24 protein-coding genes and 1 tRNA gene are annotated in these 21,816 nt (G+C 62.6%); 13 read left to right on the top strand and 12 right to left on the bottom strand.

The features are described from left to right. Positions 1-4 precede the first annotated feature (4 nt). The 6 genes from RE4_RS20215 to RE4_RS20240 all read left to right on the top strand — a co-directional run bounded on the left by RE4_RS20215 (position 5) and on the right by RE4_RS20240 (position 4,739). Positions 5-277 (top strand): hypothetical protein, encoded by a 273-nt coding sequence (locus RE4_RS20215; protein ID WP_019746620.1) that lies wholly within the window; start codon positions 5-7, stop codon positions 275-277. A gap of 255 nt (positions 278-532) precedes the next feature. Next, positions 533-1,207 (top strand): Crp/Fnr family transcriptional regulator, encoded by a 675-nt coding sequence (locus tag RE4_RS20220; RefSeq protein ID WP_003943506.1) that lies wholly within the window; start codon positions 533-535, stop codon positions 1,205-1,207. A gap of 130 nt (positions 1,208-1,337) precedes the next feature. Next, positions 1,338-1,808, top strand: coding sequence for a nuclear transport factor 2 family protein (locus tag RE4_RS20225; protein WP_019746619.1), 471 nt, complete (start codon positions 1,338-1,340; stop codon positions 1,806-1,808). Between the two features lie 15 nt (positions 1,809-1,823). Further along, positions 1,824-2,384, top strand: coding sequence for a TetR/AcrR family transcriptional regulator (locus RE4_RS20230; protein ID WP_019746618.1), 561 nt, complete (start codon positions 1,824-1,826; stop codon positions 2,382-2,384). A gap of 85 nt (positions 2,385-2,469) precedes the next feature. After that, positions 2,470-3,762, top strand: coding sequence for a carboxylesterase family protein (locus RE4_RS20235; RefSeq protein ID WP_060939224.1), 1,293 nt, complete (start codon positions 2,470-2,472; stop codon positions 3,760-3,762). A gap of 50 nt (positions 3,763-3,812) precedes the next feature. Then, on the top strand, positions 3,813-4,739 hold the full coding sequence (locus tag RE4_RS20240) for a LysR substrate-binding domain-containing protein (protein WP_042950497.1): 927 nt from the start codon (positions 3,813-3,815) through the stop codon (positions 4,737-4,739). A 60-nt stretch (positions 4,740-4,799) separates the two neighbouring features. Here RE4_RS20240 and RE4_RS20245 read toward each other — a convergent pair whose 3' ends face one another. From RE4_RS20245 to sp36, 9 genes are all read right to left on the bottom strand, one after another. Then, positions 4,800-6,158 carry an MFS transporter gene (locus RE4_RS20245; RefSeq protein WP_019746615.1) on the bottom strand — a complete coding sequence of 453 codons (1,359 nt, stop codon included), beginning with the start codon at positions 6,156-6,158 and terminating at the stop codon, positions 4,800-4,802. Between the two features lie 184 nt (positions 6,159-6,342). Beyond that, positions 6,343-7,338 (bottom strand): amidohydrolase family protein, encoded by a 996-nt coding sequence (locus RE4_RS20250; protein WP_020968257.1) that lies wholly within the window; start codon positions 7,336-7,338, stop codon positions 6,343-6,345. A gap of 3 nt (positions 7,339-7,341) precedes the next feature. Further along, positions 7,342-7,863, bottom strand: coding sequence for a 3-hydroxyanthranilate 3,4-dioxygenase (locus RE4_RS20255; protein ID WP_003943511.1), 522 nt, complete (start codon positions 7,861-7,863; stop codon positions 7,342-7,344). After that, positions 7,860-8,312, bottom strand: coding sequence for a RidA family protein (locus tag RE4_RS20260; RefSeq protein ID WP_060939225.1), 453 nt, complete (start codon positions 8,310-8,312; stop codon positions 7,860-7,862). The genes RE4_RS20255 and RE4_RS20260 overlap by 4 nt, the downstream gene beginning before the upstream one ends. After that, positions 8,309-9,082 (bottom strand): 2-keto-4-pentenoate hydratase, encoded by a 774-nt coding sequence (locus RE4_RS20265; RefSeq protein WP_042950503.1) that lies wholly within the window; start codon positions 9,080-9,082, stop codon positions 8,309-8,311. Before RE4_RS20265 ends, RE4_RS20260 begins: the two co-directional genes overlap by 4 nt. A 42-nt stretch (positions 9,083-9,124) precedes the next feature. After that, entirely contained in the window at positions 9,125-10,600 is a 1,476-nt protein-coding gene (locus RE4_RS20270; protein ID WP_020905966.1) for a 2-hydroxymuconic semialdehyde dehydrogenase, read from the bottom strand. Positions 10,601-10,757: 157 nt separating this feature from the next. Then, positions 10,758-11,543: an MBL fold metallo-hydrolase gene (locus RE4_RS20275; RefSeq protein WP_046377838.1), complete on the bottom strand. Its 786-nt coding sequence runs from the start codon at positions 11,541-11,543 to the stop codon at positions 10,758-10,760. Next, the gene (locus tag RE4_RS20280) at positions 11,543-12,013 is read right to left on the bottom strand and encodes a RidA family protein (RefSeq protein ID WP_003943508.1); all 471 of its coding nucleotides are present in this window, start codon (positions 12,011-12,013) and stop codon (positions 11,543-11,545) included. Before RE4_RS20280 ends, RE4_RS20275 begins: the two co-directional genes overlap by 1 nt. Before the next feature lie 5 nt (positions 12,014-12,018). Then, complete coding sequence (gene sp36 / locus RE4_RS31315; protein ID WP_003943454.1) at positions 12,019-12,183, bottom strand: Sp36 family protein; 165 nt, start codon at positions 12,181-12,183, stop codon at positions 12,019-12,021. A 53-nt stretch (positions 12,184-12,236) separates the two neighbouring features. On the opposite strand from sp36, the gene bagA reads away from it, so the two are divergent. Together bagA and bagB are read left to right on the top strand one after the other, a co-directional pair. Then, positions 12,237-13,250 (top strand): ATPase BagA, encoded by a 1,014-nt coding sequence (gene bagA, locus RE4_RS20285; protein WP_019746607.1) that lies wholly within the window; start codon positions 12,237-12,239, stop codon positions 13,248-13,250. Further along, positions 13,250-14,428, top strand: coding sequence for an ATPase BagB (gene bagB, locus RE4_RS20290; protein ID WP_029254327.1), 1,179 nt, complete (start codon positions 13,250-13,252; stop codon positions 14,426-14,428). The genes bagA and bagB overlap by 1 nt, the downstream gene beginning before the upstream one ends. Before the next feature lie 19 nt (positions 14,429-14,447). On the opposite strand, the gene RE4_RS20295 is transcribed toward bagB, so the two are convergent. Beyond that, a complete protein-coding gene (locus RE4_RS20295) occupies positions 14,448-14,771 on the bottom strand; it encodes a WhiB family transcriptional regulator (protein ID WP_007732375.1) in 324 nt (107 codons plus the stop codon). 293 nt (positions 14,772-15,064) lie between these two features. On the opposite strand from RE4_RS20295, the gene RE4_RS20300 reads away from it, so the two are divergent. Beyond that, positions 15,065-17,431 carry a penicillin-binding protein gene (locus RE4_RS20300; protein ID WP_060939226.1) on the top strand — a complete coding sequence of 789 codons (2,367 nt, stop codon included), beginning with the start codon at positions 15,065-15,067 and terminating at the stop codon, positions 17,429-17,431. A 108-nt stretch (positions 17,432-17,539) separates the two neighbouring features. Here RE4_RS20300 and RE4_RS20305 read toward each other — a convergent pair whose 3' ends face one another. Beyond that, the gene (locus RE4_RS20305; protein WP_003943491.1) at positions 17,540-18,016 is read right to left on the bottom strand and encodes a GatB/YqeY domain-containing protein; all 477 of its coding nucleotides are present in this window, start codon (positions 18,014-18,016) and stop codon (positions 17,540-17,542) included. 132 nt (positions 18,017-18,148) lie between these two features. Between RE4_RS20305 and RE4_RS20310 the strand changes: the two genes are divergently transcribed. The 4 genes from RE4_RS20310 to RE4_RS20325 all read left to right on the top strand — a co-directional run bounded on the left by RE4_RS20310 (position 18,149) and on the right by RE4_RS20325 (position 20,073). Further along, the gene (locus tag RE4_RS20310; protein WP_003943461.1) at positions 18,149-19,117 is read left to right on the top strand and encodes a metallophosphoesterase; all 969 of its coding nucleotides are present in this window, start codon (positions 18,149-18,151) and stop codon (positions 19,115-19,117) included. Positions 19,118-19,171: 54 nt separating this feature from the next. Then, positions 19,172-19,245 (top strand) — tRNA-Pro (locus RE4_RS20315). Between the two features lie 74 nt (positions 19,246-19,319). Beyond that, entirely contained in the window at positions 19,320-19,643 is a 324-nt protein-coding gene (locus RE4_RS20320) for a hypothetical protein (RefSeq protein WP_060939227.1), read from the top strand. Between the two features lie 76 nt (positions 19,644-19,719). After that, positions 19,720-20,073 carry a VOC family protein gene (locus RE4_RS20325; RefSeq protein WP_029254326.1) on the top strand — a complete coding sequence of 118 codons (354 nt, stop codon included), beginning with the start codon at positions 19,720-19,722 and terminating at the stop codon, positions 20,071-20,073. A gap of 1 nt (position 20,074) precedes the next feature. Here RE4_RS20325 and RE4_RS20330 read toward each other — a convergent pair whose 3' ends face one another. Beyond that, positions 20,075-21,631: an acyl-CoA synthetase gene (locus RE4_RS20330; RefSeq protein WP_060939228.1), complete on the bottom strand. Its 1,557-nt coding sequence runs from the start codon at positions 21,629-21,631 to the stop codon at positions 20,075-20,077. Between the last annotated feature and the right edge of the window lie 185 nt (positions 21,632-21,816).

Genomic DNA, 21,816 nt, shown 5'->3' on the forward strand with positions numbered 1-21,816 from the left:
CCCTATGCAAGGACTCGCAGTAATTCTCTTTCCGCTACTGCTGATGCTCTTTGCCCTGGCGATGGAACGAGTCGAAGGGCGATTGCGTCGGCTCTCGGTTCAAGAGCACGAAGTAGAAGACTTCCTCGATCAGGCAAGTCACGACGACGTCGCCCGCCTGGCAAGCGATGGGTTTCCCCATGCGTTCGCTCGCTTCCACCGGAAGCGGAAGGGCCGTCAGTCGGAGGCTCCCGAGAGCGCCAGCCTGGGCGAAATCCGGACACAACGGGCAAGTTGACGGCCATACAAAGTAGTCACCGCAGCGGATTCCGGAAGAATTTTCGGCTCTTACGTGGCATCAATCACTCGTCGCGAGCTATCGGGACGTAGACTTCGATGCCGTACCTGTTGCATTGAACACAGATTGCATTGGACACAGTGTCTCACTCATGAGGGCTGAGCCTGTGCACGACGGTTTGTGCGCAGCGCGGGTACAAAGATAGTTAGCGCAAAAATGACACCACAAACGAACAAATCCCAACAAGGAGCGCACGTGGACGACGTCCTGGCAAGAGCCGGCATCTTCCAAGGAGTCGAGCCCTCAGCGGTAGCGGCGCTGACAAAGCAGCTGCAGCCCGTCGACTTCCCCCGTGGACATGTCATCTTCAACGAAGGTGAACCCGGTGACCGCCTGTACATCATCGTGTCCGGCAAGGTGAAGATCGGTCGACGCTCACCCGACGGTCGCGAGAACCTACTGACGATCATGGGCCCGTCCGACATGTTCGGCGAACTGTCCATCTTCGACCCCGGCCCCCGCACCTCGACGGCTACGACCGTCACCGAGGTTCGCGCCGTGAGCATGGACCGCGACGCTCTCAAGGCATGGATTCAGCAGCGCCCCGAGATCGCCGAGCAGCTGCTGCGCGTTCTCGCCCGCCGACTGCGTCGTACCAACAACACCCTGGCCGACCTGATCTTCACGGACGTTCCCGGCCGTGTGGCCAAAGCGCTCCTGCAGCTCGCGCAGCGCTTCGGCACTCAGGAAGGTGGCGCCCTGCGCGTCACTCACGACCTCACGCAGGAAGAGATCGCCCAGCTCGTCGGCGCTTCCCGCGAGACCGTCAACAAGGCGCTCGCCGATTTCGCACACCGCGGATGGCTGCGCCTCGAAGGCAAGAGCGTTCTGATCTCGGATTCCGAGCGTCTGGCTCGTCGCGCCCGCTAGTTTCTTCCTTCTCGACTCTTTCGGCCGCTCCCACTTCGGTGGGGGCGGCCGAAGTCATTCCCTGGACTCTTGTTGTACCTATCGGTAAAGTATGTACCGATAGGTACACATCCGATCGAGAGGCCACGCAATGACCGTCCGAGCACCGATTCCGCCCTTCACCCACGAAACCGCCGTCCAGAAGGTCCGCCTCGCCGAGGACGGATGGAACTCACGCGATCCGCACAAGGTGTCGCTGGCCTACACGCCGGACAGTTGGTGGCGCAATCGGTCGACGTTCGTCACCGGCCGATCCGAAATCGTCGAACTTCTGACCGAGAAGTGGACCCGCGAGCTGGACTACCGGTTGATCAAAGAGTTGTGGGCACACGGCGACGACCGCATCGCCGTGCGATTCGCGTACGAGTGGCACGATCACGACGGGCAGTGGTTCCGCTCCTACGGCAACGAGAACTGGGAATTCGACGCGGACGGCCTCATGCACCACCGTCATGCCAGCATCAACGACGTCCCCATCGCGGAGTCCGAGCGAAAGTTCTTCTGGGATTCGACCGGACCACGCCCGCACGATCATCCGGGCCTGAGCGAGTTGGGTCTGTGATGAAAGGATGAATCCATGGTCAGACAGGTAGCTGAACGCTCGGACACGATCCCCGCCCTCGCGAACGTGTTTCGAACCTACGGGTTCGACGGAGCAAGCCTGGCCGTCATCACCGAACACACCGGTTTGGGCAAAGGCAGTCTCTACAACTTCTTTCCGCGAGGAAAGGAAGAGATGGCCGAGGCCGTACTCGACGAGGTCGACGGATGGTTTCGCACCGAAGTCTTCGAACCGCTTCGAGCAGAGTCGGTTCCACCGCGGCAGCGCATCGAGAGCATGTTCGCTACCGTCGCCGACTACTTTCGGTCAGGGCAACGCATTTGCCTGTTCGGCGCATTTGCACTCGGTGAAGAGCGAAACCGCTTCGGCGCCAAGGTGCGAACCTACTTCGACGAATGGACCGCAGCTCTCGAGGCGGCACTCGTCGGCGCCGAAGATTCCACCGGACTCGCCGAAGAAGCCGTGGCCGGAATCCAAGGCGCAATAGTGATGTCCCGAGCCCTGGACGACGGTGCCGTATACAGCCGAGTGACGACGCGACTCGAAGATCGACTGGTACAGGCACTCACGCCGTAACGCATACCGCACGACCACAAAGGCATTTGTGCCGCGGCATGCACCTGGCATGCTCGAAAAGGTATGCACAAGAGGAAAGGAACCCATGCCCTCGTCCGAGACGGTGATCGCATCCACAGCTTCGGGGAAGATCCGCGGCCTAAAGCGTGACGGTTCCTACTACTTCGGTGCGATCCCCTACGCCCGCGCACTGCGCTTCGAGAAGCCGCGGCCGGCGGAACCATTCTCCGACGTCTTCGACGCCACAGCGCTTGGAACGGTCTTCCCCCAACCACCTTCACGACTCGAGCGCATCATGGGGACACCGCTCCCCGAACCGGAGCAGAGCGAGGACAGCTTCACCGTCACCGTCACAACCCCGTCGCCGACCGGTCATCGCCCGGTGATGGTCTGGCTTCACGGTGGCGGCTACTCCAGTGGCGGCGGCTCCCTCCCCTGGTACGACGGCCACGCTTTGTCAGCCGAGGGCGACGTCGTCGTGGTGTCGGTCAACTACCGCGTCGGCGTGCTCGGATACCTCCTCCTCGACGGCGTCAGCGAAGGCAATCTCGGGGTCCACGATCAGATCGCAGCGCTCGAGTGGGTGCGCGAGAACATCGAGGCATTCGGCGGCGACCCAGACTCGGTCACCGTGTTCGGGCAGTCGGCCGGCGCTCATTCGATTGTGAATCTGTTGAGCAGTAACAACTCTCGAACTCTTTTCCATCGAGCAATTCTGCAGAGCACCCCACGGCCGGACCTCAATTTCACGCAGGCTGCCGCGATCGAGAACGGTGAAGCATTTGCCCGACTGCTCGACGGAGATCCTCGGACCGCGCCACTCTCCCGCATTCTCGACGCATTCCGCAGCACCGCAATCGAGTTCAGCCGGCGGTCCCCCAATGTCGTGCAACCGCCCTTCGCACCGATTTCCGAACTGGATCCGGTGATCCGAACTTTCGAAACAGCGCCGGACGTCATCGTGGGATACACCCGCGACGAGGGATCCGCTTTCGTGCGCGACGTAGCGGGAGTACCCGATCCCGAACGCGTCGCCGAAAAGGCACTGACACAGAACATGTTTGCCGAACCGGCGATGGAGCTGGCCGACGCCTTCACAGCGGCCGGCGCGTCGGTGTACACGTATCGCTTCGACTGGGCACCGACGGACGACGTCTTCGGAGCCACTCACTGCATCGAACTACCCTTCATGTTGGGAACCGAGCAGTCCTGGAAGAGCTCACCGATGCTGGGCAGCAGCGACTGGCAGAGCATCGACGCACTGGGCCGTCGGATACGCCGGCACTGGACGTCGTTTGCGCACACGGGAAGTCCGGACAGCAGCGAAACCTGGGAGAGGTACACCTCGGCCCAACCGATCGGAATCACCTTCTTCTGAGCATCTTCGGGCGCCTACCCACTCGCGGCAATCCCGTCTAGGATTGCTCCATGGACATGCCCAAGCTCCTCGACGGGCGACTCAAACTCCGCCATCTCCTGCTCGTCGACGCATTGAGCCGTCAGGGCAGCGTGGTCGGCGCCGCTGCCGCACTTCACATCACACAACCCGTCGCGACCCGCAGTCTGCACGACATCGAGTCCATTCTCGGTGTCTCGCTATTCGACCGCGGCCCACGCGGAATCACCCCGACCATTTTCGGCGAGGCCTTCACAACTCATGCGCGGGCCGTGATCGCGCAGCTGACCGAAGCCGGGCGGCACGTCGTCGAACTTGCCGACGCCAATCGCGGAACCGTCATCGTGGGAACACATCTCGCCGGATCCAACGTGCTGCTTCCCGGCGCTATCGCGCGCCTGAAGGTTCACCACCCGCTGCTCACCGTCATCGTGCGCGAAGGTACGCCCGAACAGTTGCTCACCGATCTGGAAGCGGGCCGAATCGACCTGATCGTCGGCCGGCTCACCTCACCTACCGATGACACCGCGACAAGACGGAACCTCTACGCGGAGTCCGTCGAACTCGTCACCCGTGTGGATCACCCGCTCGCTCACCGCGAGGACGTCCAACTCGAAGAACTACGCGGCTTCCCCTGGATCCTTCCCGGGGTCGAGACAGTGCTCCGCCGCGAGCTCGAGGAGTTCTTCGCCCGCAACGGCCTGCCGTTGCCCGAAAACCGCGTCGAGGCAACCTCTTTCCTCACCGTGCGCCAGCTGCTGGTCGAGACCGACATGATCGCGGTCCTACCGAGCCTCATCCCCCGCGACGACGCGCGCTTGACCACCCTGTCCATCACACTCGATCCGATCGGGCACAGCGTCGGCATCACCTCGTCGGCGACTCGCACGTCGAGCCCGTCCGCGCAGGCCCTGATCGCGACGCTGGAGTCCTTTGCAGCTGAGCTCATGCGACCGTGAAACGCCGATCGGCCCGTTCCCCGCGCGGGGGAACGGGCCGATGTCGGATCAATCCAGTACTCAGGCGTTTTCGGAGACGCGAATCTCCTCGTGTTCCAAGCCCCGCGACGAATCGGGGACAATCTTGAACAGTGCGATGGCGCCGACCAGGCTGATTGTGCATATCGAGGCGAGGTACCAGGTGACGCCTACCGAAGACCCGGTGGCGTCCAGCAGTGCGGTGGCGATCATCGGCGCCAGTCCACCGCCGAGAATCGCACCACTCTGAAGGATCAGAGACGAACCGGAGTAGCGGACCTTGGCCGGGAAGGTATCGGCGATGATGCTGCCCTGAACGCAGTGGGTGACCGGCACGATCAGACCCATACCCAGGAACGCGATGACAGCGACCACTTTGTTCTCGGTGTTCAGTAGCGGGAAGAACACGATGCACCACAACAGGATTGCGGCAGATCCGCCGATGAACATGTGTCGACGCCCGTACTTGTCAGCGATCTTGGTCCAGAACGGGATGGAAAGGAACCACAGGACTGCGGCCGCGGTCACGCTGAGAACCAGGAATTGCTTGTCGTAGCCCAGATGTTGAGTTCCGTACGACAGGGTGAACACCATGAAGGCGTACGCCACGGCGGAGTTCGCCAAGCACGCGGCAAGCGTGAGAGACAAACGGGGGAAGCCGACCTTGAGCGACTCACGCAGCGGGAAGCGGACTATTTCGCCCTTCTCCATGATCCCGGCGAATGACGGCGACTCGGTGACGCGCAGGCGAATCACCAGACCGATCGCCACCAGAACGAAGCTGAGCAGGAACGGGATTCGCCAACCCCACGAAGCGAATGCCGAGTCCGACATCACGGCGTTGGTCGTCAGGAAGATGCCGTTGGCGAGAACCAGTCCGGCGGGTGTGCCCATCTGCGGGAAACCTGCATAACGATTCTTCTGCCCTGCCGGCGCGTGCTCCATCGACATGAGTGTCGCGCCGGCGCCTTCACCGCCCAGACCGATGCCCTGAACAACGCGCATGGCCACCAGGAGGACAGGCGCCCAGAATCCGATGGAGTCGTAGTTCGGGATGAGGCCGATGAGTGTGGACCCGACGCCCATCATCACCAGGGAGACCACGAGTGTGGCCTTGCGCCCGATCCGGTCACCGAAGTGCCCGAACACGAGCCCACCTACCGGCCGCGCGATGAATCCGACGGCGAAGGTGCTGAAGGCAGCCAGCGTGCCGGCCGTGGGGCTAAGGCTCGGAAAGAATTGTTTGTTGAAGATCAGCGCGGCGGCTGTGCCGTAGAGGAAGAAGTCGTACCATTCGAGAGTTGTGCCGGCCAGAGTTGCCATGGCAACTCGGCTACGGGCAGCTTTCTCCGGCAACGGCTTTCCGTCACTCGTTGTGCTGTTGGATATCTTGTCTGACATCGCGGAACCTATCGATTGGATGGGGCAGGCGGACGATGAAATCTGTAGTCACCGACCCCGTCTTCGGGATTGTCGGCATCACGAGCGTCGTCGATCGTTGTGTTTGGAATTGTGCTCGCTCGAGACATGACTCACAAATGCCGAATTCACCGTCCGCCATACCGGAAAGGGTATAGCCGGGGTCTCAGACGAGACCCAGGAAGCGTTCGGCATTCCCCCGCGAAATCAGTTGGCGCGCAGTATCGTCCAAGAACTCACTCTTGCGAACCACCTCACCGACCGGACGCTCCCCCAAGGGGTACGGGTAATCACTACCCACCATCACACGGTCCACCCCCACCGTGTCCACCAGCAGTCGCAGTGCGCGCTCGTCGAAGACGACGGAATCCACGTAGAACCTACCCAGGTAATGCGAAGGAGGGAACTCCGACGTACCGATGATGTCGTTGCGGCCGTGCCAGGCGTTTTCCATCCGGCCCAACCAGAACGCGAAAGATCCACCACCGTGCGCAAATCCGATCTTGAGACGATCGTCGATCTTGTCGAACACCCCACCGAGAATCAGCGCGAGTATCGACAGATGCGTTTCGGCCGGCATCGCGGTGAGCCACTGCGCCATCCAGCGATCGAGGCGCGGAGAGTTGGCCATGTCCCACGGGTGCACGAATACCGGCACGTCAAGCGACGCGCAGTGCTGGAGAAACGTCACCACGCCCTCACTGTCGAGGTCCAGATCGCCCACATGATTGCCGATCTCGACACCGCGGTGCCCGTTCGCGATGCACCGCTCGAGCTCACGGCACGCTGCGTCGGTGTCTTGCAGAGGCACCTGGCAGAACGGAATCAACCGATCCTTCGCCGGCTCCACGATCTCGAGCGCGAGGTCGTTGAAGATCCGTGCGATGCGACTTGCCTGCTCGCCGCTTCGGCCGTAATTGAAGAATGCCGGCGTCGGCGAGACGACCTGCGTGTGCACGCCGTCGGCATCCATGTCACGAAGCCGCACCTCGGCGTCCCAGGCATCGGACTGGATGCGGCGGAACTCCTTGGTGCCCATCATGATCATGGCTTCGGTCTCCGACTCGACCTTCAGCCACGGCGCTTGCGGCCCCGCGTCTTCGGTCAGATCCGGCCACCCGTTGGGCACGTAGTGGGTGTGGATGTCGATCAGGTTGCTCATCACTCAGCCCTTGCCGGGATGGAGCGTGCCGCACTTGTCACACGTGCGGGCTTCTTCGCTCTCGTAGAACTTGACGAACACCGGCGGAAGGTCGGCCACGATGTCGCGCACCTGAAGTTCGACCTCGTGAATCTTGTGATCGCATTCGAGGCAGTACCACTGGAACTTCTCGAGCGTGCCTTCCTTGCGGACGCGTTCGATGACCAGGCCGATGGAGCCCGCCGTGGGACGCTGCGGCGAATGCGGAATGTCTCCCGGCAGCAACCAGGTTTCGCCCTCACGAATGTCGACACGCTGAGGACCGTCCTCGGTCATGACGTTGACGTGGATGTCGCCTTCGAGCTGGTAGAACCACTCCTCGTACGGATCGAGGTGGTAGTCGGTCCGCTGGTTCGGTCCGCCGACGACCTGCACGATGAAGTCGTCTCCGAGCGCCATCGTCTGATTGTTGACAGGCGGCTGCAGCAGGTGGCGGTTGTCGTCGATCCACTTCTTGAAGTCGATGACGGGAGGAATCGTGGTCATGATGCATTCTCCGTATCTTCGGACGCTGAGTGCTTGGAGGCGGGCACGTACGCCACGCCGGAAATTTCGATGAGCAGATGCGGGTGGGGCAGTTGGTGAACAGCCACAGTCGTTCTCGTCGGACCGTTTTCGTCGAACAGTTCGGCGTACACCTCGTTGTATCCACCGAAGTCGTTCATCGACACCAGGTAGGAGGTGACCTGAACCAGATCACTGAGTTCTCCACCCACTTCGGCGAGGATTGCCGCGATGTTTTCGATGACGGCACGCGTCTGCGCCCGAATGTCGAGCGCCGTCGTCCCCATCTCGTCGACCTCGACGCCGACAAACGTGTTGTCGGGTCGACGCGAACTGGTCCCGGAGACATAGACGAAATCGCCGACCACCTTGACGTGGGGGAACTTTCCGCGCGGCTTCGCCAGCTTCTCGATGACCTGCGCCCCACTCATCGCTTCACGCCTTTCACCGTGACGGTTCCGAGTCCGTCGATCGTGCACTGTGCGACGCCCTCGTCGAGTCGCACAGCTGCTGTGGCGGCACCGGCCAGAATTACCTGACCGGCGCGCAACGGAATTCGGCGTCGGCGGGCGATGTCGAGCAGTGCATGCAAAGCGCGCGCCGGATCGCCGAGAATGGCCGACGTGGAACCGACTACCGTCTCGCCGCCGACCTCCATACGTACGGAACGGTCTTCGACGTTCTGTAGCGGCAGCCACCGCCCGATCACATACCCGGCAGCGCTGGTGTTGTCAGCGACGACGTCGGTGTAGGTGAAGCGGAAGTCGCGATAGCGCGAGTCGATGATCTCCATAGCGGGAGCCAGCGCGTCGACGCAGGTTTCGATGTCGACATTCGGATCGTCGAGATCGACGTCCTTCGACAGACGGTATGCCACTTCGGGTTCGATCTTGGGATGAATGAACGTCCTCAGGTCGACTTCGCCGCCGTTGCTCACGCACATCGCGTCGGTCAACTGACCGACGATCACTTCGGAGACACCCATCTGCGCCATCTTCGCTTGGCTTGTGAAGCCGAGCTTGATACCCACAATCGATTCGCCACGGCTGGTTCGTCGTTCGAGGAGTTCGTTCTGGATCCGGTAGGCCTCGTCGATGTCGATGGTGTATTCGTCGGCGAGGCTCGGGGTGTCGGTGCGAGTCTGCGCAGCGTCGTCGAGGCGACGCGCGAGCGCGGATACGGTGTCTTCGGGGGCTGTCATCACGCCTCGCTCATTTCTGGAAAACTTTTGCGGTTTCGATGTTCACAGTTGCACACATACATTCGTCGGTTCGGTGTAGAAGTGCAGCGAGGACTCGCCGCCCTCACGTCCGATGCCGGACAGGCCCATACCGCCGAAGGGAGATCGCAGTTCGCGGGTGAACCACGTGTTGACCCAGGAGATTCCGACGTTCATCTTCTGCGCGACGCGGTGTCCACGGCGCAGGTCGTTGGTCCACACGGAGGCAGCGAGGCCGTACTCGGTGTCATTTGCCAGGGCGATCGCCTCGGCTTCGGTCTCGAACGGAATGAGTGCTGCAACGGGTCCGAAGATCTCCTCGCGCACGACGCGATCCTTGTTGGTCAAGCCAGTCCACAGGGTGGGTTCGATCCACGATCCGCCCGACAGTTCCTGTCCGAGGTCCGGAATACCGCCGCCGGTCAGCACTTTCGCGCCTTCCTGCTCGGCGATCTCGAAGTAGTCGAGAACCTTCTTCCGGTGCGCCTGCGAAATGAGCGGTCCGGTCGTCGTTGCATCGAGCGTCGGGTCGCCCAGACGCAATCCGGCTGCCCGCTCGACGAGTCCACCGGCGATGTCGTCGAAAATGCTGCGGTGCACGTACACCCGCTCGGTGCACAGGCAGACCTGGCCGGTGTTGGTGAACACCGACTTGGTCAGACCCGTCAACGCTTCGTCGATGTCGACGTCGTCGAAGACGATCGCGGCGTTCTTGCCACCGAGTTCGAACGAGACCGGACGGACTCGCGGCGCAACGGTTTTCATGACATGGGAACCGGTTGCCGAAGAACCGGTGAAGGTGACACCGTCGATGCCGGGGTGGGTGGTGAGGAACTCGCCGGCGGAGTTCGCACCGAACCCGTGGACGACGTTGTAGACACCGGCAGGCAGGCCGACTTCTTCGAGTACCTCGGCAAGCAACGACGCCGTCGCTGGTGTTTCCTCGGAGGGCTTGACCACCACGGAGTTTCCGCACGCGAGTGCGGGCGCAACCTTCCAGGTCAGGAGAAGCAGCGGCAGGTTCCAGGGAACGATGACAGCGACGACGCCGAGCGGCTTGCGGATCGCGTAGTTCAACGCCTGCTTGCCACCCGCGAGATCCGTGACAAACGATTCCTGTCCGGCCGCGGCGACGATGTCGGCGAAAGTGCGGAAGTTCGTCAGGGCGCGCGCGACGTCGAGTTCGCGTGCCTGTGTGATCGGCTTGCCGGTGTCCGCCATTTCTGCGGCGACGAACTCTTCGAATCGCTCCTCGATCCGGTCGGCGGCGCGTCGCAGCAGAGCCGTCCGCTCGCGGACCGGCGTATCGGCCCAACCGTTGTCCAGAGCACGTCTGGCGGAGGTCACGGCCCGATCGACCAGGGCCTTGTCGGCCTCGTGGACCCGGGCGAGAACACGGCCCGTTGCTGGGTCGACCTGATCGAAGCTCGACGACTCGTCGGGTTCGACATAGGAGCCGTCCACGTAATTGCGGATCCATCCGTCGCATTGTGAGGTCATGGACTAACTATTGGCCCGTGACCCATATCAAACAAATGCAAAAACTGCCGCCAGCTATACCTCGATCGGCATAGATGGCGGCAGTTCGGCTACACAACTCAACTCTTCATGTCGGCGCCGAGCGCCTCAGCGGCGCAGAATGTCGGCGCCGAGCGCCTCAGCGGCGCAGATACGCCAACTGCACGTTGACGGATTTCTCCGCCACCGGCCACAGTTTCGGGTCCACGTCGGAGTAGACGTGCTCGACAACCTCGCGCACCGATGCCGACTCCCCCAACGTCGTCAGAGCGTCCCGCACCTGGGCTAGACGCTCCTCGCGGTGAGCAAGGTACTGCTGCGAAATCGCCTGCAGATCGGGCAGGTCCGGACCGTGCCCGGGAAGAACCGTCAGTCCTTCGCCGAGTGCGGCCAACGACCGCAGTGATGTGAGGTAATCCCCCAGATCGCCGTCGGAGTCGTCCAGAACTGCTGTGCCGCGGCCGAGAATGGTGTCGCCCGTCAGCACGCTCGCATCGTTCTCGATGACTATCGACACCGAGTCAGCGGTGTGTCCCGGAGTCGCGAGGATCCGCAGCTTCAGACCCGCCACCTCGATCACTTCACCGTCGACAAGCGCCGAAGCACCCCCGCGCAGAAAAGTGGGGTCGACGGAACGCACCGGAGCCGAGGTCAATTCATGGAAACGGTCCACCCCGCCGGTGTGGTCGTAGTGCCGGTGCGTGATCAAGGTCAGCGCAACCGGACCGATACCAGCGACACGTTGCAGGTGTTCCTCGTCGTTGTCGCCCGGATCGACGACTACACACTCGACGCTGCCGGGAGCATGCAGAATCCAGGTGTTCGTACCGTCCAGCGTCATCATGCCCGGATTGTTTTCGAGCAAGACCGAAGCGATGTCGGTGACGCGGCGAAGCTGCGCGTAGGCGGGATGGACCGTCGACATCAGCGAACTTCGACGATCAGTTCCACCTCGACCGGAGAGCCGAGGGGAAGCTCTGCCACGCCGACTGCCGAACGAGCGTGGATACCGGCGTCGCCGAGCACCTCACCGAGGAATTCGGAAGCGCCGTTGATCACGCCGGGCTGACCGGTGAATCCTTCGGCGGATGCCACGAAGCCGACAACCTTGACGACACGAACGACGTTGTCGATGCCGACCAGGGCGTCGATGGCAGCGAGAGCGTTGAGCGCGCAGGTACGCGCCGCGGCCTTGGCGTCCTCATCCGACACGCCCGCGCCGAGCTTGCCGGTCAGCGCCAGTTTTCCGTCGACGAACGGGAGCTGACCCGACGTGTACACGTGGTTGCCGCTGCGAACCGCGGGAACGTACGCAGCAACGGGTGCCGCGACGGCGGGAAGTGCAATGCCCAGTTCGGCGAGACGCTCCGACCAGGTCTGTGTTGCCTCTGCCATGTGATTCAGCCCTTCGGACGCTTCATGTACGCGACGTGCTGCTCGCCCGACGCGCTCGGCAGGACTGCCACGAGTTCCCAGCCGTCGACACCCCAGTTGTCGAGAATTGCCTTCGGATTGTGGACCAGCAACGGAGTCACGGTGTATTCCCAGGAAGTTATTTCGCTCATGCGGTGAGCCTATCCCGCGTACATCTTCGGCCCCAGACTTATAGGCTCGCGGTGTGGTTGCATCCCAAGATGAGCTGAGCAGGACCTGGCCCGAGTCTGCGACGAAGGCCCGCCTGCACTTTGTGTCGGGTAAAGGCGGAACCGGTAAGTCCACGGTTGCCGCCGCGTTGGCGCTCGCGTTGGCCGAGGGCGGCAAGCGCGTTCTCCTCGTGGAGGTCGAGGGCCGCCAGGGAATCGCGCAGCTCTTCGACGTACCGCCGCTTCCACCGCAGGAGACTAAAGTCGCGGCCGCCGAAGGTGGCGGTGAAGTGATGGCTCTGGCCGTCGACATCGAGACCGCGTTCCTCGAATACCTCGAAATGTTCTACAACCTCGGCTTCGCCGGCCGGGCGATGCGTAAGTTCGGCGCCATCGAATTCGCCACCACCATCGCTCCCGGCCTTCGCGACGTTCTGCTCACCGGCAAGATCAAGGAGTGCGTCATCCGCACCGATCGAACCGGCAAACGCGTGTACGACGCCGTTGTCGTCGACGCTCCCCCGACCGGACGAATCGGCAGCTTCCTCGACGTCACCAAGGCGATGGCCGATCTCGCCAAGGGCGGCCCGGTGCACTCCCAGAGTGAAGGCGTCGTTCGGCTGCTGCACTCGCCGGAGACCGTCGTACATCTGGTTGCACTTCTCGAAGCGCTGCCCGTTCAGGAAACTGCCGACGCCGCCGCAGAACTGGCGCGCGACGACCTCAACCTCGGTGCCATCATCGTCAACCGCGCCAGCCCGAGGTTCTTGCCCGAAGACCAACTCTCCGGTGCCGCTGCCGGCGATATCGACGCGGCTTCGATCCGGTCGACACTCTCGGACGTCGGCATCGATCTGTCCGACGACGACTTCGCAGGCCTGCTCACCGAGACGATCGAGCACGCGTCGGTGCTCGAAGCTCAAGAATCCAGCGCCGAGAAGCTCCGCGAGATCGACGGGGCTCGGGTGCAACTTCCCGCACTCGCCGACGGCGTCGATCTCGGTGGGCTGTACGAGCTTGCCGAATACCTCACGGAACAGGGCGTGTGATGACCGAGACCACCGAGAACGTGACGGTCGGCAGTTCCAGGACCGGCCGACGCGCAGCTCCTGCCCTCGATATTTCGGCGATCATCAAGGACCCGACGGCCCGGATCGTGGTTTGTTGCGGCGCAGGTGGCGTCGGCAAGACCACGACGGCCGCGTCCCTGGCGTTGCGTGCAGCCGAAGAGGGCCGACGCGTAGTCGTCCTCACCATCGATCCGGCCCGCCGCCTCGCACAGGCCCTGGGTGTGGCCGAACTCGACAACACTCCGCAGCCGGTGAAGCTGGGTCCCGAGGCCACGGGCGAACTGCACGCAATGATGCTGAACATGCGTCGGACTTTCGACGAGATGGTCATCGAGCATTCGAGCCCTGAGAAGGCCGAGCAGATCCTGGCGAATCCCTTCTATCAAACCGTTGCCACATCGTTCTCCGGAACGCAGGAGTACATGGCGATGGAGAAGTTGGGGCAGCTGGCATCGAACGACGCGTGGGATCTGGTGATCGTCGATACCCCGCCGTCGCGCAATGCGCTCGACTTCCTCGACGCCCCGCAGAGGCTCGGCACATTCCTCGACGGACGGATGATCCGGCTGCTCTCCGCACCCGGCCGTGGCCTGACCAGGCTCGTCGCCGGCGCGATGGGATTGGCACTGAAGGGTGTCTCCACCATCGTGGGAAGCCAAATGCTTTCGGATGCATCGGCATTCGTGCAGTCGCTCGACTCGATGTTCGGCGGTTTCCGTGAACGCGCAACGAAGACCTACGAGTTGCTACGTCAGCCGGGGACTCATTTCCTGGTGATCGCAGCGGCCGAACCCGACGCTCTGCGAGAGGCGGCGTTCTTCGTCGATCGCCTTGCGGGCGACTCGATGCCGTTGGCCGGTCTGGTTCTCAACCGCACGCACCCGACATTGACGGCTCTGCCTGCCGATCATGCGGTGACCGCCGCCGACAAACTGGAAGCGAAGGAAAGTGCGACCGAGGCCGAAGCCCTCACCGCAGCCGTTCTCCGCATCCATGCCCATCGGGCAGTGATCGCGAAGCGGGAGATCGCCTTGCTGAGTCGATTCACCGCAGCTCACCCGAGGGTGCCGCTGATCGGTGTTCCGTCGCTACCGTTCGAGGTCTCGGACCTCGAGGCGCTGCGCGCGGTGGGAGATCAGCTCACTCGTAAGGGCTGATCCCCCCGATCGGCCTGGATCAGACTGCTGAGTGATGCTGGCGCTGGTCTTCGAAGAACTCGGACCAGGAGTCGACGTCGGGGTGCTGCTTGAGCAGTGCACGGCGCTGACGCTCGGTCATTCCGCCCCACACACCGAACTCGACACGATTGTCGAGAGCATCTGCTCCGCACTGCATGAGGACCGGGCAGTGACGGCAGATGGTGGCCGCCTTGCGCTGCGCGGCGCCACGAACAAAAAGTTGGTCGGGGTCGACCTCGCGGCATCGTGCCTGAGTTACCCAGGCAATTCGTGCCTCGGCCTGCTCGATGTCCAAACGGCTACTCGGGGTGGCTGTGTACATTCTGGGTCCCCTCTACAAAGTCTGACCGTCGCCATAGGGCGAGCAGCGCACCATCTCAGCCGTCCCCGCGGTAGCACGGTGAAAGCTGAGACACATTCGTGATCGAGTGTTACGTCGATCACACTGATCACAATTTAGGTAAAGAACGGCCCTAACGCAAGACGCTCGGGAGCATTTTTTGGTACGGCAGTACAAAGCGCGTGTTCAGAAGGTTTTGAACACCCCCAAAACACTGAAACCGGTTCCAATGGGTGGGCACACGTACTCTGTAGATCGTGTCGATTGCAAAAACAGTGGCGAAGCTCGCCGGAAGCTCCGCATTGGCGGGTGTCCTGGTCGCAGGGGTGATGTTCCCAGTGGCGGGCGGATTCGGATTCGCGTCCAACCGCGCCGCCGATACCGTCGACAACGTCTCGGCCGAACTGGTCGAAGGCACGGTCCCCGCGGTGTCCACCATGGTCGATGCGGCAGGCAATCCCATTGCCTGGCTCTACGACCAACGACGCTTCGAAGTCCCGAGCGAGAAGATCTCCAACAACATGAAGTTGGCGATCGTCTCCATCGAGGACCGTCGGTTCCCCGACCACAAGGGCGTCGACTGGCAGGGAACGCTGCGTGCCTTCCTCACCAACACGACGACCGGTGAAGTGCAGCAGGGCGCGTCGACACTCGATCAGCAGTATGTGAAGAACTACCAACTGTTGGTCGTGGCCAAGACGGATGCCGAGCGCCGCGCTGCCATCGAGACCACCCCGGCCCGAAAGATCCGCGAGATCCGGATGGCCCTGACGCTGGACAAGGAACTCACGAAAGACGAGATCCTCACCCGGTACCTCAACCTCGTACCGTTCGGCAACGGATCCTTCGGCATCCAGGACGCCGCTCAGACCTACTTCGGCGTCGATGCCGCAGACCTGACCGTTCCCCAGTCGGCGATGCTTGCCGGCATGGTTCAGTCCAGCTCCGCACTGAACCCGTACACGAACGTCGAGGGCGTGACCGAGCGTCGTAACACCGTGCTCGACACCATGATCACGAACATTCCGGATCGTGCCGACGAGTTCCGCGCAGCCAAGGAAGAGCCCCTCGGCGTCCTGGAAACCCCCAACAACTTGCCGCGCGGCTGCATCGCTGCAGGCGATCGCGGATTCTTCTGTGACTACGCACTGAAGTACCTCTCGGACGCCGGAATCACGCGCGACCAGATCAACGAGGGTGGTTACCTCATCAAGACCACTCTCGATCCGCAGGTCCAGGCGTCCACCAAGGCCGGACTGAACGCGAACGCGAGCGCCAACCTCGACGGCATCGCGAACGTGATGAACGTGATCAGGCCGGGCCAGGATTCACACAAGGTCATCGCGATGGCCAGCAGTCGCACGTACGGTCTCAATGCCGACGCCGACGAAACCGTCCAGGCACAGCCGTACTCCCTTGCGGGTGACGGTGCGGGTTCCGTCTTCAAGATCTTCACGACGGCTGCGGCGATGGAGAAGGGCCTCGGTATCAACGCGACGCTCGACGTGCCCAAGCGATTCGAAGCCAAGGGCATGGGTAGCGGTGGTGCGGCCGGTTGCCCGGTGTCGACTTACTGCGTGGAGAACGCCGGCAACTACCCGCCGACGCTGTCCGTGACCGACGCGCTGGCACAGTCCCCCAACACCGCTTTCGTCAAGCTCATCGAGGCAACCGGCGTCACGCCGACCGTCGACATGGCCGTCCGTCTCGGCATGCGCTCGTACGCCGATCCCAACACCTCGGGCTTCGACGAGCGCAGCATGGCCGACTTCCAGAAGGAACAGAACCTCGGTTCGTTCACCCTGGGCCCCACCTGGATCAACCCGCTCGAACTCTCCAACGTCGCGGCCACTCTCGCCTCGCACGGCAAGTGGTGCCCGCCGAGTCCCATCGATTCGGTCTTCGACCGCTACGGCAAGCCGGTGGCCGTCACAGAGCAGGGCTGTGAGCAGGTTGTCGAGCCCGGCTTGGCAGACACACTCGCCAACGCCATGAGCCGTGACGACGTCGGCGCCGGTACGTCTGCCGGAGCTGCAAGCAGCGCCGGATGGAGCCTGCCGATGTCGGGCAAGACGGGTACCACCGAGACCCACAAGTCCTCGGCGTTCCTCGGCTTCACCAACAACCTCGCTGCTGCCGTCTACATCTTCGGCGACTCCCCGACGCCGGGAGAGATCTGCTCGAGCCCGCTGCGCCCCTGCTACAGCGGCAACCTGTACGGCGGTACCGAACCGGCGAGATCCTGGTTCGCGGCAATGAACCCGGTCGCCAACAACTTCGGGCCCACCTCACTGCCTCCGATCGACGAGAAGTACGCACGGGGATCGCAGAACGGCCAGGTTCCCGAGGTTGTCGGACTGAGCCAGTCGGCGGCGACGTCGAGGTTGCAGGCGTCCGGCTTCACGGTCAATTCCGTGACGACGGCGTCCGGAGCACGCGCGGGAACGGTCACCGGAGTTTCGCCGTCCGGGTCCGCGATCCCCGGTTCGACCGTCACGATCTACATCAGTGACGGTTCCGTGAGGGCTCCGGCAGCACCCGCATCCCCCGCAGCCCCGGCACCGGCACCGGGCGCGACTCCCCCGGATGCGACTCCGCCCGGAGGTGAACCCGCACCGCCTGCGGGGACCCCGCCGAACTGACGGCCCTGAAAACTGACGGCTCTGAAAACTGACGGCTCTGAAAACAAGAACGGCCGCGATCTCCGAATGACTCGGAGATCGCGGCCGTTTTCGATTCTGGTGGCGCTTCTACAGGCGGGACTTCACTGCTGCAGAGATACGGGCGCCATCGGCCTTGCCCTTGGCCAGCGCGCTGGCGGCCTTGATGACCTGGCCCATCTGACGCATCCCCGGACGCTCACCGAGCTCCTCGGACACCTGAGCGAGGGCGGTGTCGACGACGTCGACAAGCTCGGCGTCGGTCAACGGCGTCGGCAGGTACTCGTCGATGATCTGAGCTTCGGCGCGCTCTTTCGCGGCAAGCTCACCGCGGCCGTTCTCGGTGTAGATCTCGGCCGATTCGCCGCGCTTCTTCGATTCCTTTGCAAGGACTTTGATGATTTCTTCGTCGGTGAGGACTCGTGCTTCCTTACCGGCCACCTCTTCGGTCTGGATGGCTGCCATGAGCATCCGAAGGGTGGCTGTACGTAGCGGATCCTTCGCCTTCATGGATGCAACCATGTCGGTTCGGAGGGTGGCTTTGAGCGATGGTGTCGTGTCGGACATGGTGGAAACGTTACGCGCTCGGCGTTTCGAGCGTGCCGATAGTTACCTCCGCCCGGACACAATTCTCTGTGGAATAGCTGCAAATGGCGGCGAGAGCGACGCAGAAGAACGCCACACCCGTATCCTTGAGAGGTGTCTTCCCAGTTCCGCACCAATCTGACCCGCACCGCACTTGGTGCCGCGGGCGCCGCTGCACTAGGGATCGGGTACGCATCCGGCATCGAACGCAATGCATTTGCACTGCGTGAGGTGACGATGCCAGTCCTGGCGCCCGGTTCGTCGTCGCTGCGGGTCCTCCATCTCAGCGACCTGCACATGATGCCGAACCAACGGTTGAAACAGAATTGGTTGCGTGAGCTCGAAGGCCTCGACCCCGACCTCGTGGTCAACACCGGCGACAACTTGTCGCATCAGCGCAGCGTCCCGGCAGTGGTCCAGGCGCTCGGTGATCTGTTGGCTCGGCCGGGTCTGTTCGTCTTCGGCAGCAACGACTACTTCGCTCCGAAACCGAAGAACCCACTGAGCTACATCTTCAACAAGGACAAGCGCATCACCGGGGATCCCCTCCCCTGGGGCGATCTGCGGGCCGCGTTCACCGAACGTGGATGGCTGGACATGACCCACGTGCGCCGTGAACTCGAAGTGGCCGGTATTCGCATCGCAGCCGCCGGAGTCGACGATCCGCACCTGAAGCGTGATCGCTACGACACCGTCGCCGGAACACCCAATCCCGTCGCCCAGCTCAAGCTCGGTCTGACGCACTCGCCCGAACCTCGAGTTCTCGATCGGTTCGCCGACGACGGTTACGACCTTGTGCTCGCCGGCCACACGCACGGTGGTCAGCTGTGCCTTCCGTTCTACGGCGCGTTGGTCACCAACTGCCAGATCGATCGATCCCGGGTCAAGGGGCCGTCGAAGTGGGGCGCGCACACCCAGCTGCACGTCTCAGCAGGCATCGGCACTTCGCCGTGGGCTCCGGCGCGCTTCTGCTGCCGCCCCGAGGCAACTCTGTTGACTCTGGTTCCGGCCACCAGGCGCGAACCGGAGCACGTCTCCGCACACAGTTCCGCAGAGTCTCCAGCGTCGGTTCTACGCAACTGACCTGCGGATTTAATGTCAGTCGACTCGGTAATGTAAGCTAACCGAGGTTCGACACGGGGTGTGGCGCAGCTTGGTAGCGCGCTTCGTTCGGGACGAAGAGGTCGTGGGTTCAAATCCCGCCACCCCGACAGTGAAGAACAGTAATCGAGGCCCTTCCGCTCACGCGGGAGGGCCTCGATTGCGTTGACGATAAGGTGAAGCCGTGGCATCCCAACCAGACTTTGCGCACAACGACATGGCGAGCCGTAGCCGACGCGAGAAAGCCGTCGGCCTGGCCAAGTTCGCCTGGGATCGCGATATCAGTAGCACCGAGTTGCTAGAGATGCCCGACGATCGACTGCGCAAACTCGCACGTGCGGCCGGCGCCAATCCGCCGAGCACGCGGGAGACCTGGACCATCGCGGCCGGACTGCTCGACGAGAAAGCTGTGTGGGCAGCCGCTAACCCTGACCGTCCCGAAGCTCGGCGTGAGCATCCGGGCGAGAAGATCATGTGGGTGAAGAAGCCGATCGAGCCCTGGCTGTGACAGCCGAATTGAGCGCAGCTGTGACAGCCGAATTCAGCACAGTTGTGACAGCCGAATTCAGCGGAGCTGTGAAGCGGTGATCGGGCAGGTTGATGAGGTGGTCGTCGACTGCTCGTCTCCTATCGCACTGGCGAAATTCTGGGCCGGAATCCTCGGCGGACAACCAGTGGAGCGAAACACCGCGTGGGCGTTTGTCGACCCTCCAGGATGGACCCGCCTCGCGTTCCAGCGCGTACCGGAATCCAAGCTGACGAAGAATCGTCTACACATCGACGTCAGCGTGGATGACGTCGTCGCTGCAACCGAGGCCGCCGAGCGCCTCGGCGCAACTCGGGTCGGTACTGTCCAGCAGGACCCGGCCGGTACCTTTCAGGTGCTGCTGGATCCAGAGGGAAACGAGTGGTGCGTCGTCCGAAGTATCGGAAGGTGATTCACACTCCCGCTACGGTTTCGCGAGCCCAACGGTAGTCGGCCTTCCCACTGGGTGAGCGGAGGATGCTGGGTACCAGCACGATCGACCGGGGGATCTTGTACCCAGCCACGTGGGTGCGGCAGTGCTCCGACAATGATTCCGTCGCAACATCTTCGAACCCCGGCCGAACCTGCACGACAGCGGCAACCTTCTCACCGAATCGTGCGTCGGGCGCGCCCGCTACCAAGGCGTCGAAAACTGCCGGGTGAGTTTTGAGCGCCTGCTCCACTTCTTCGGGGTAGACCTTCTCGCCGCCGGAGTTGATGCACATCGAACCGCGCCCGAGCAGCACGATGGTTCCGTCGGCTTCCATCGTGCCCATGTCCCCGAGTACCGCCAGCCGCACCCCGTCGACGACAGGAAAAGTTGCAGCAGTCTTGGCGGGGTCGTCGAAGTAGGCCACGGGGACATGGCCGGCCCTGGCGATGAACCCGGTTGTGCCCGAGCCTGGTTCGATGCGACGAAATTCGTCGTCGACAAGAATCATGTTGGGGTTGGATCGAATTCGCTTTGAACCGTCCTCACCGAATTCGACGACGCCGTCGTTGCCGGATTCCGAAGCACCGAAGGCATCCTTGATCACCAGTCCCGGTAATCGGGTTGTCAGTTCTGCCTTCAGGTTCGGGGAGAACAATGCGCCACCCGACCCGATCAGCTTGAGAGTCGAAAGGTCGTAGCGGCCTTCGCTTGCGGCGATGGCGTCGGCGATCGGCCGAGCAATCGCATCGCCGACGACCGTGATTCCGGTGATCTTCTCGGCCTCGACCAGTCGCAACACTTCCATCGGATCGAAGCTGCGGGTCAGTACTCGGGGCGCTCCCATGAGGAAAGCCGTGAGCAGTGAATAGATCGCGGCTCCATGCATGAGCGGCGGGATGAGTAGCAGCACAGTTGGATTGGTGTTCGCCACGGCCGCATCCACAACCTCTTCGAGGCTCCGACGCGGCGGCCCGCTGAGGTTCGCTCCGGACAGCGCGGCGAAGAAGAAGTCCTCGTGCCGCCACACCACGCCCTTGGGCATTCCGGTTGTACCGCCGGTGTAGATGATGAAATGGTCGTCGTTGCTTCGCGGGCCGAAGTCGCGAGCATCAGTCTGCGCGGCAAGGGCGTTCTCATAGTCGTCGCCGACGATCAGCACGTGGGAGATCTCCGGACACTGCGGAACCACGGCCAATGCCGTCGGCGCGAATTCCTCTTCGACGAGTAATGCCACCATTTGAGAGTTGGTGTAGATGTACAGGAGTTCTGCATCGGTATAGCGGAAGTTGACGTTGATCGGCACCGCTCTGATCTTCAAGCAAGCCAGGAGCGCTTCGACGTACTCGACGCAGTTACGCATGTGAATACCGACGTGCTGCCCCGGCTCGACGCCGACGGACTGCAGATGATGTGCGAGTCGGTTCGATCGCAGTTCGAGTTCGGCGTAGCTCAACCGCGAATCTTCCAGAATCAAGGGAACCCGATCGGGGATCGCATCGGCAACGGCCTCGAACAGATCGGCAATGTTCAGGGTCATCGAAATCCTCACTACACGCGTCTTCGCTTACCAGTACAGGTCTTTCGCGAAGCTAACACGTTGGTCGCACCCTGTAGTCCGAATTGCGTAGCGGTCCCGCTGAGCGAGACCTGACGCGCTGCTCACCTGATATCAACGGTGCGGATACCTCTCTGACCAAGCCCGATAGCCGGAAGGTAGGGTAG

It is taken from the genome of Rhodococcus erythropolis NBRC 15567, from assembly GCF_001552595.1.
Taxonomy (GTDB): domain Bacteria; phylum Actinomycetota; class Actinomycetes; order Mycobacteriales; family Mycobacteriaceae; genus Rhodococcus_F; species Rhodococcus_F erythropolis.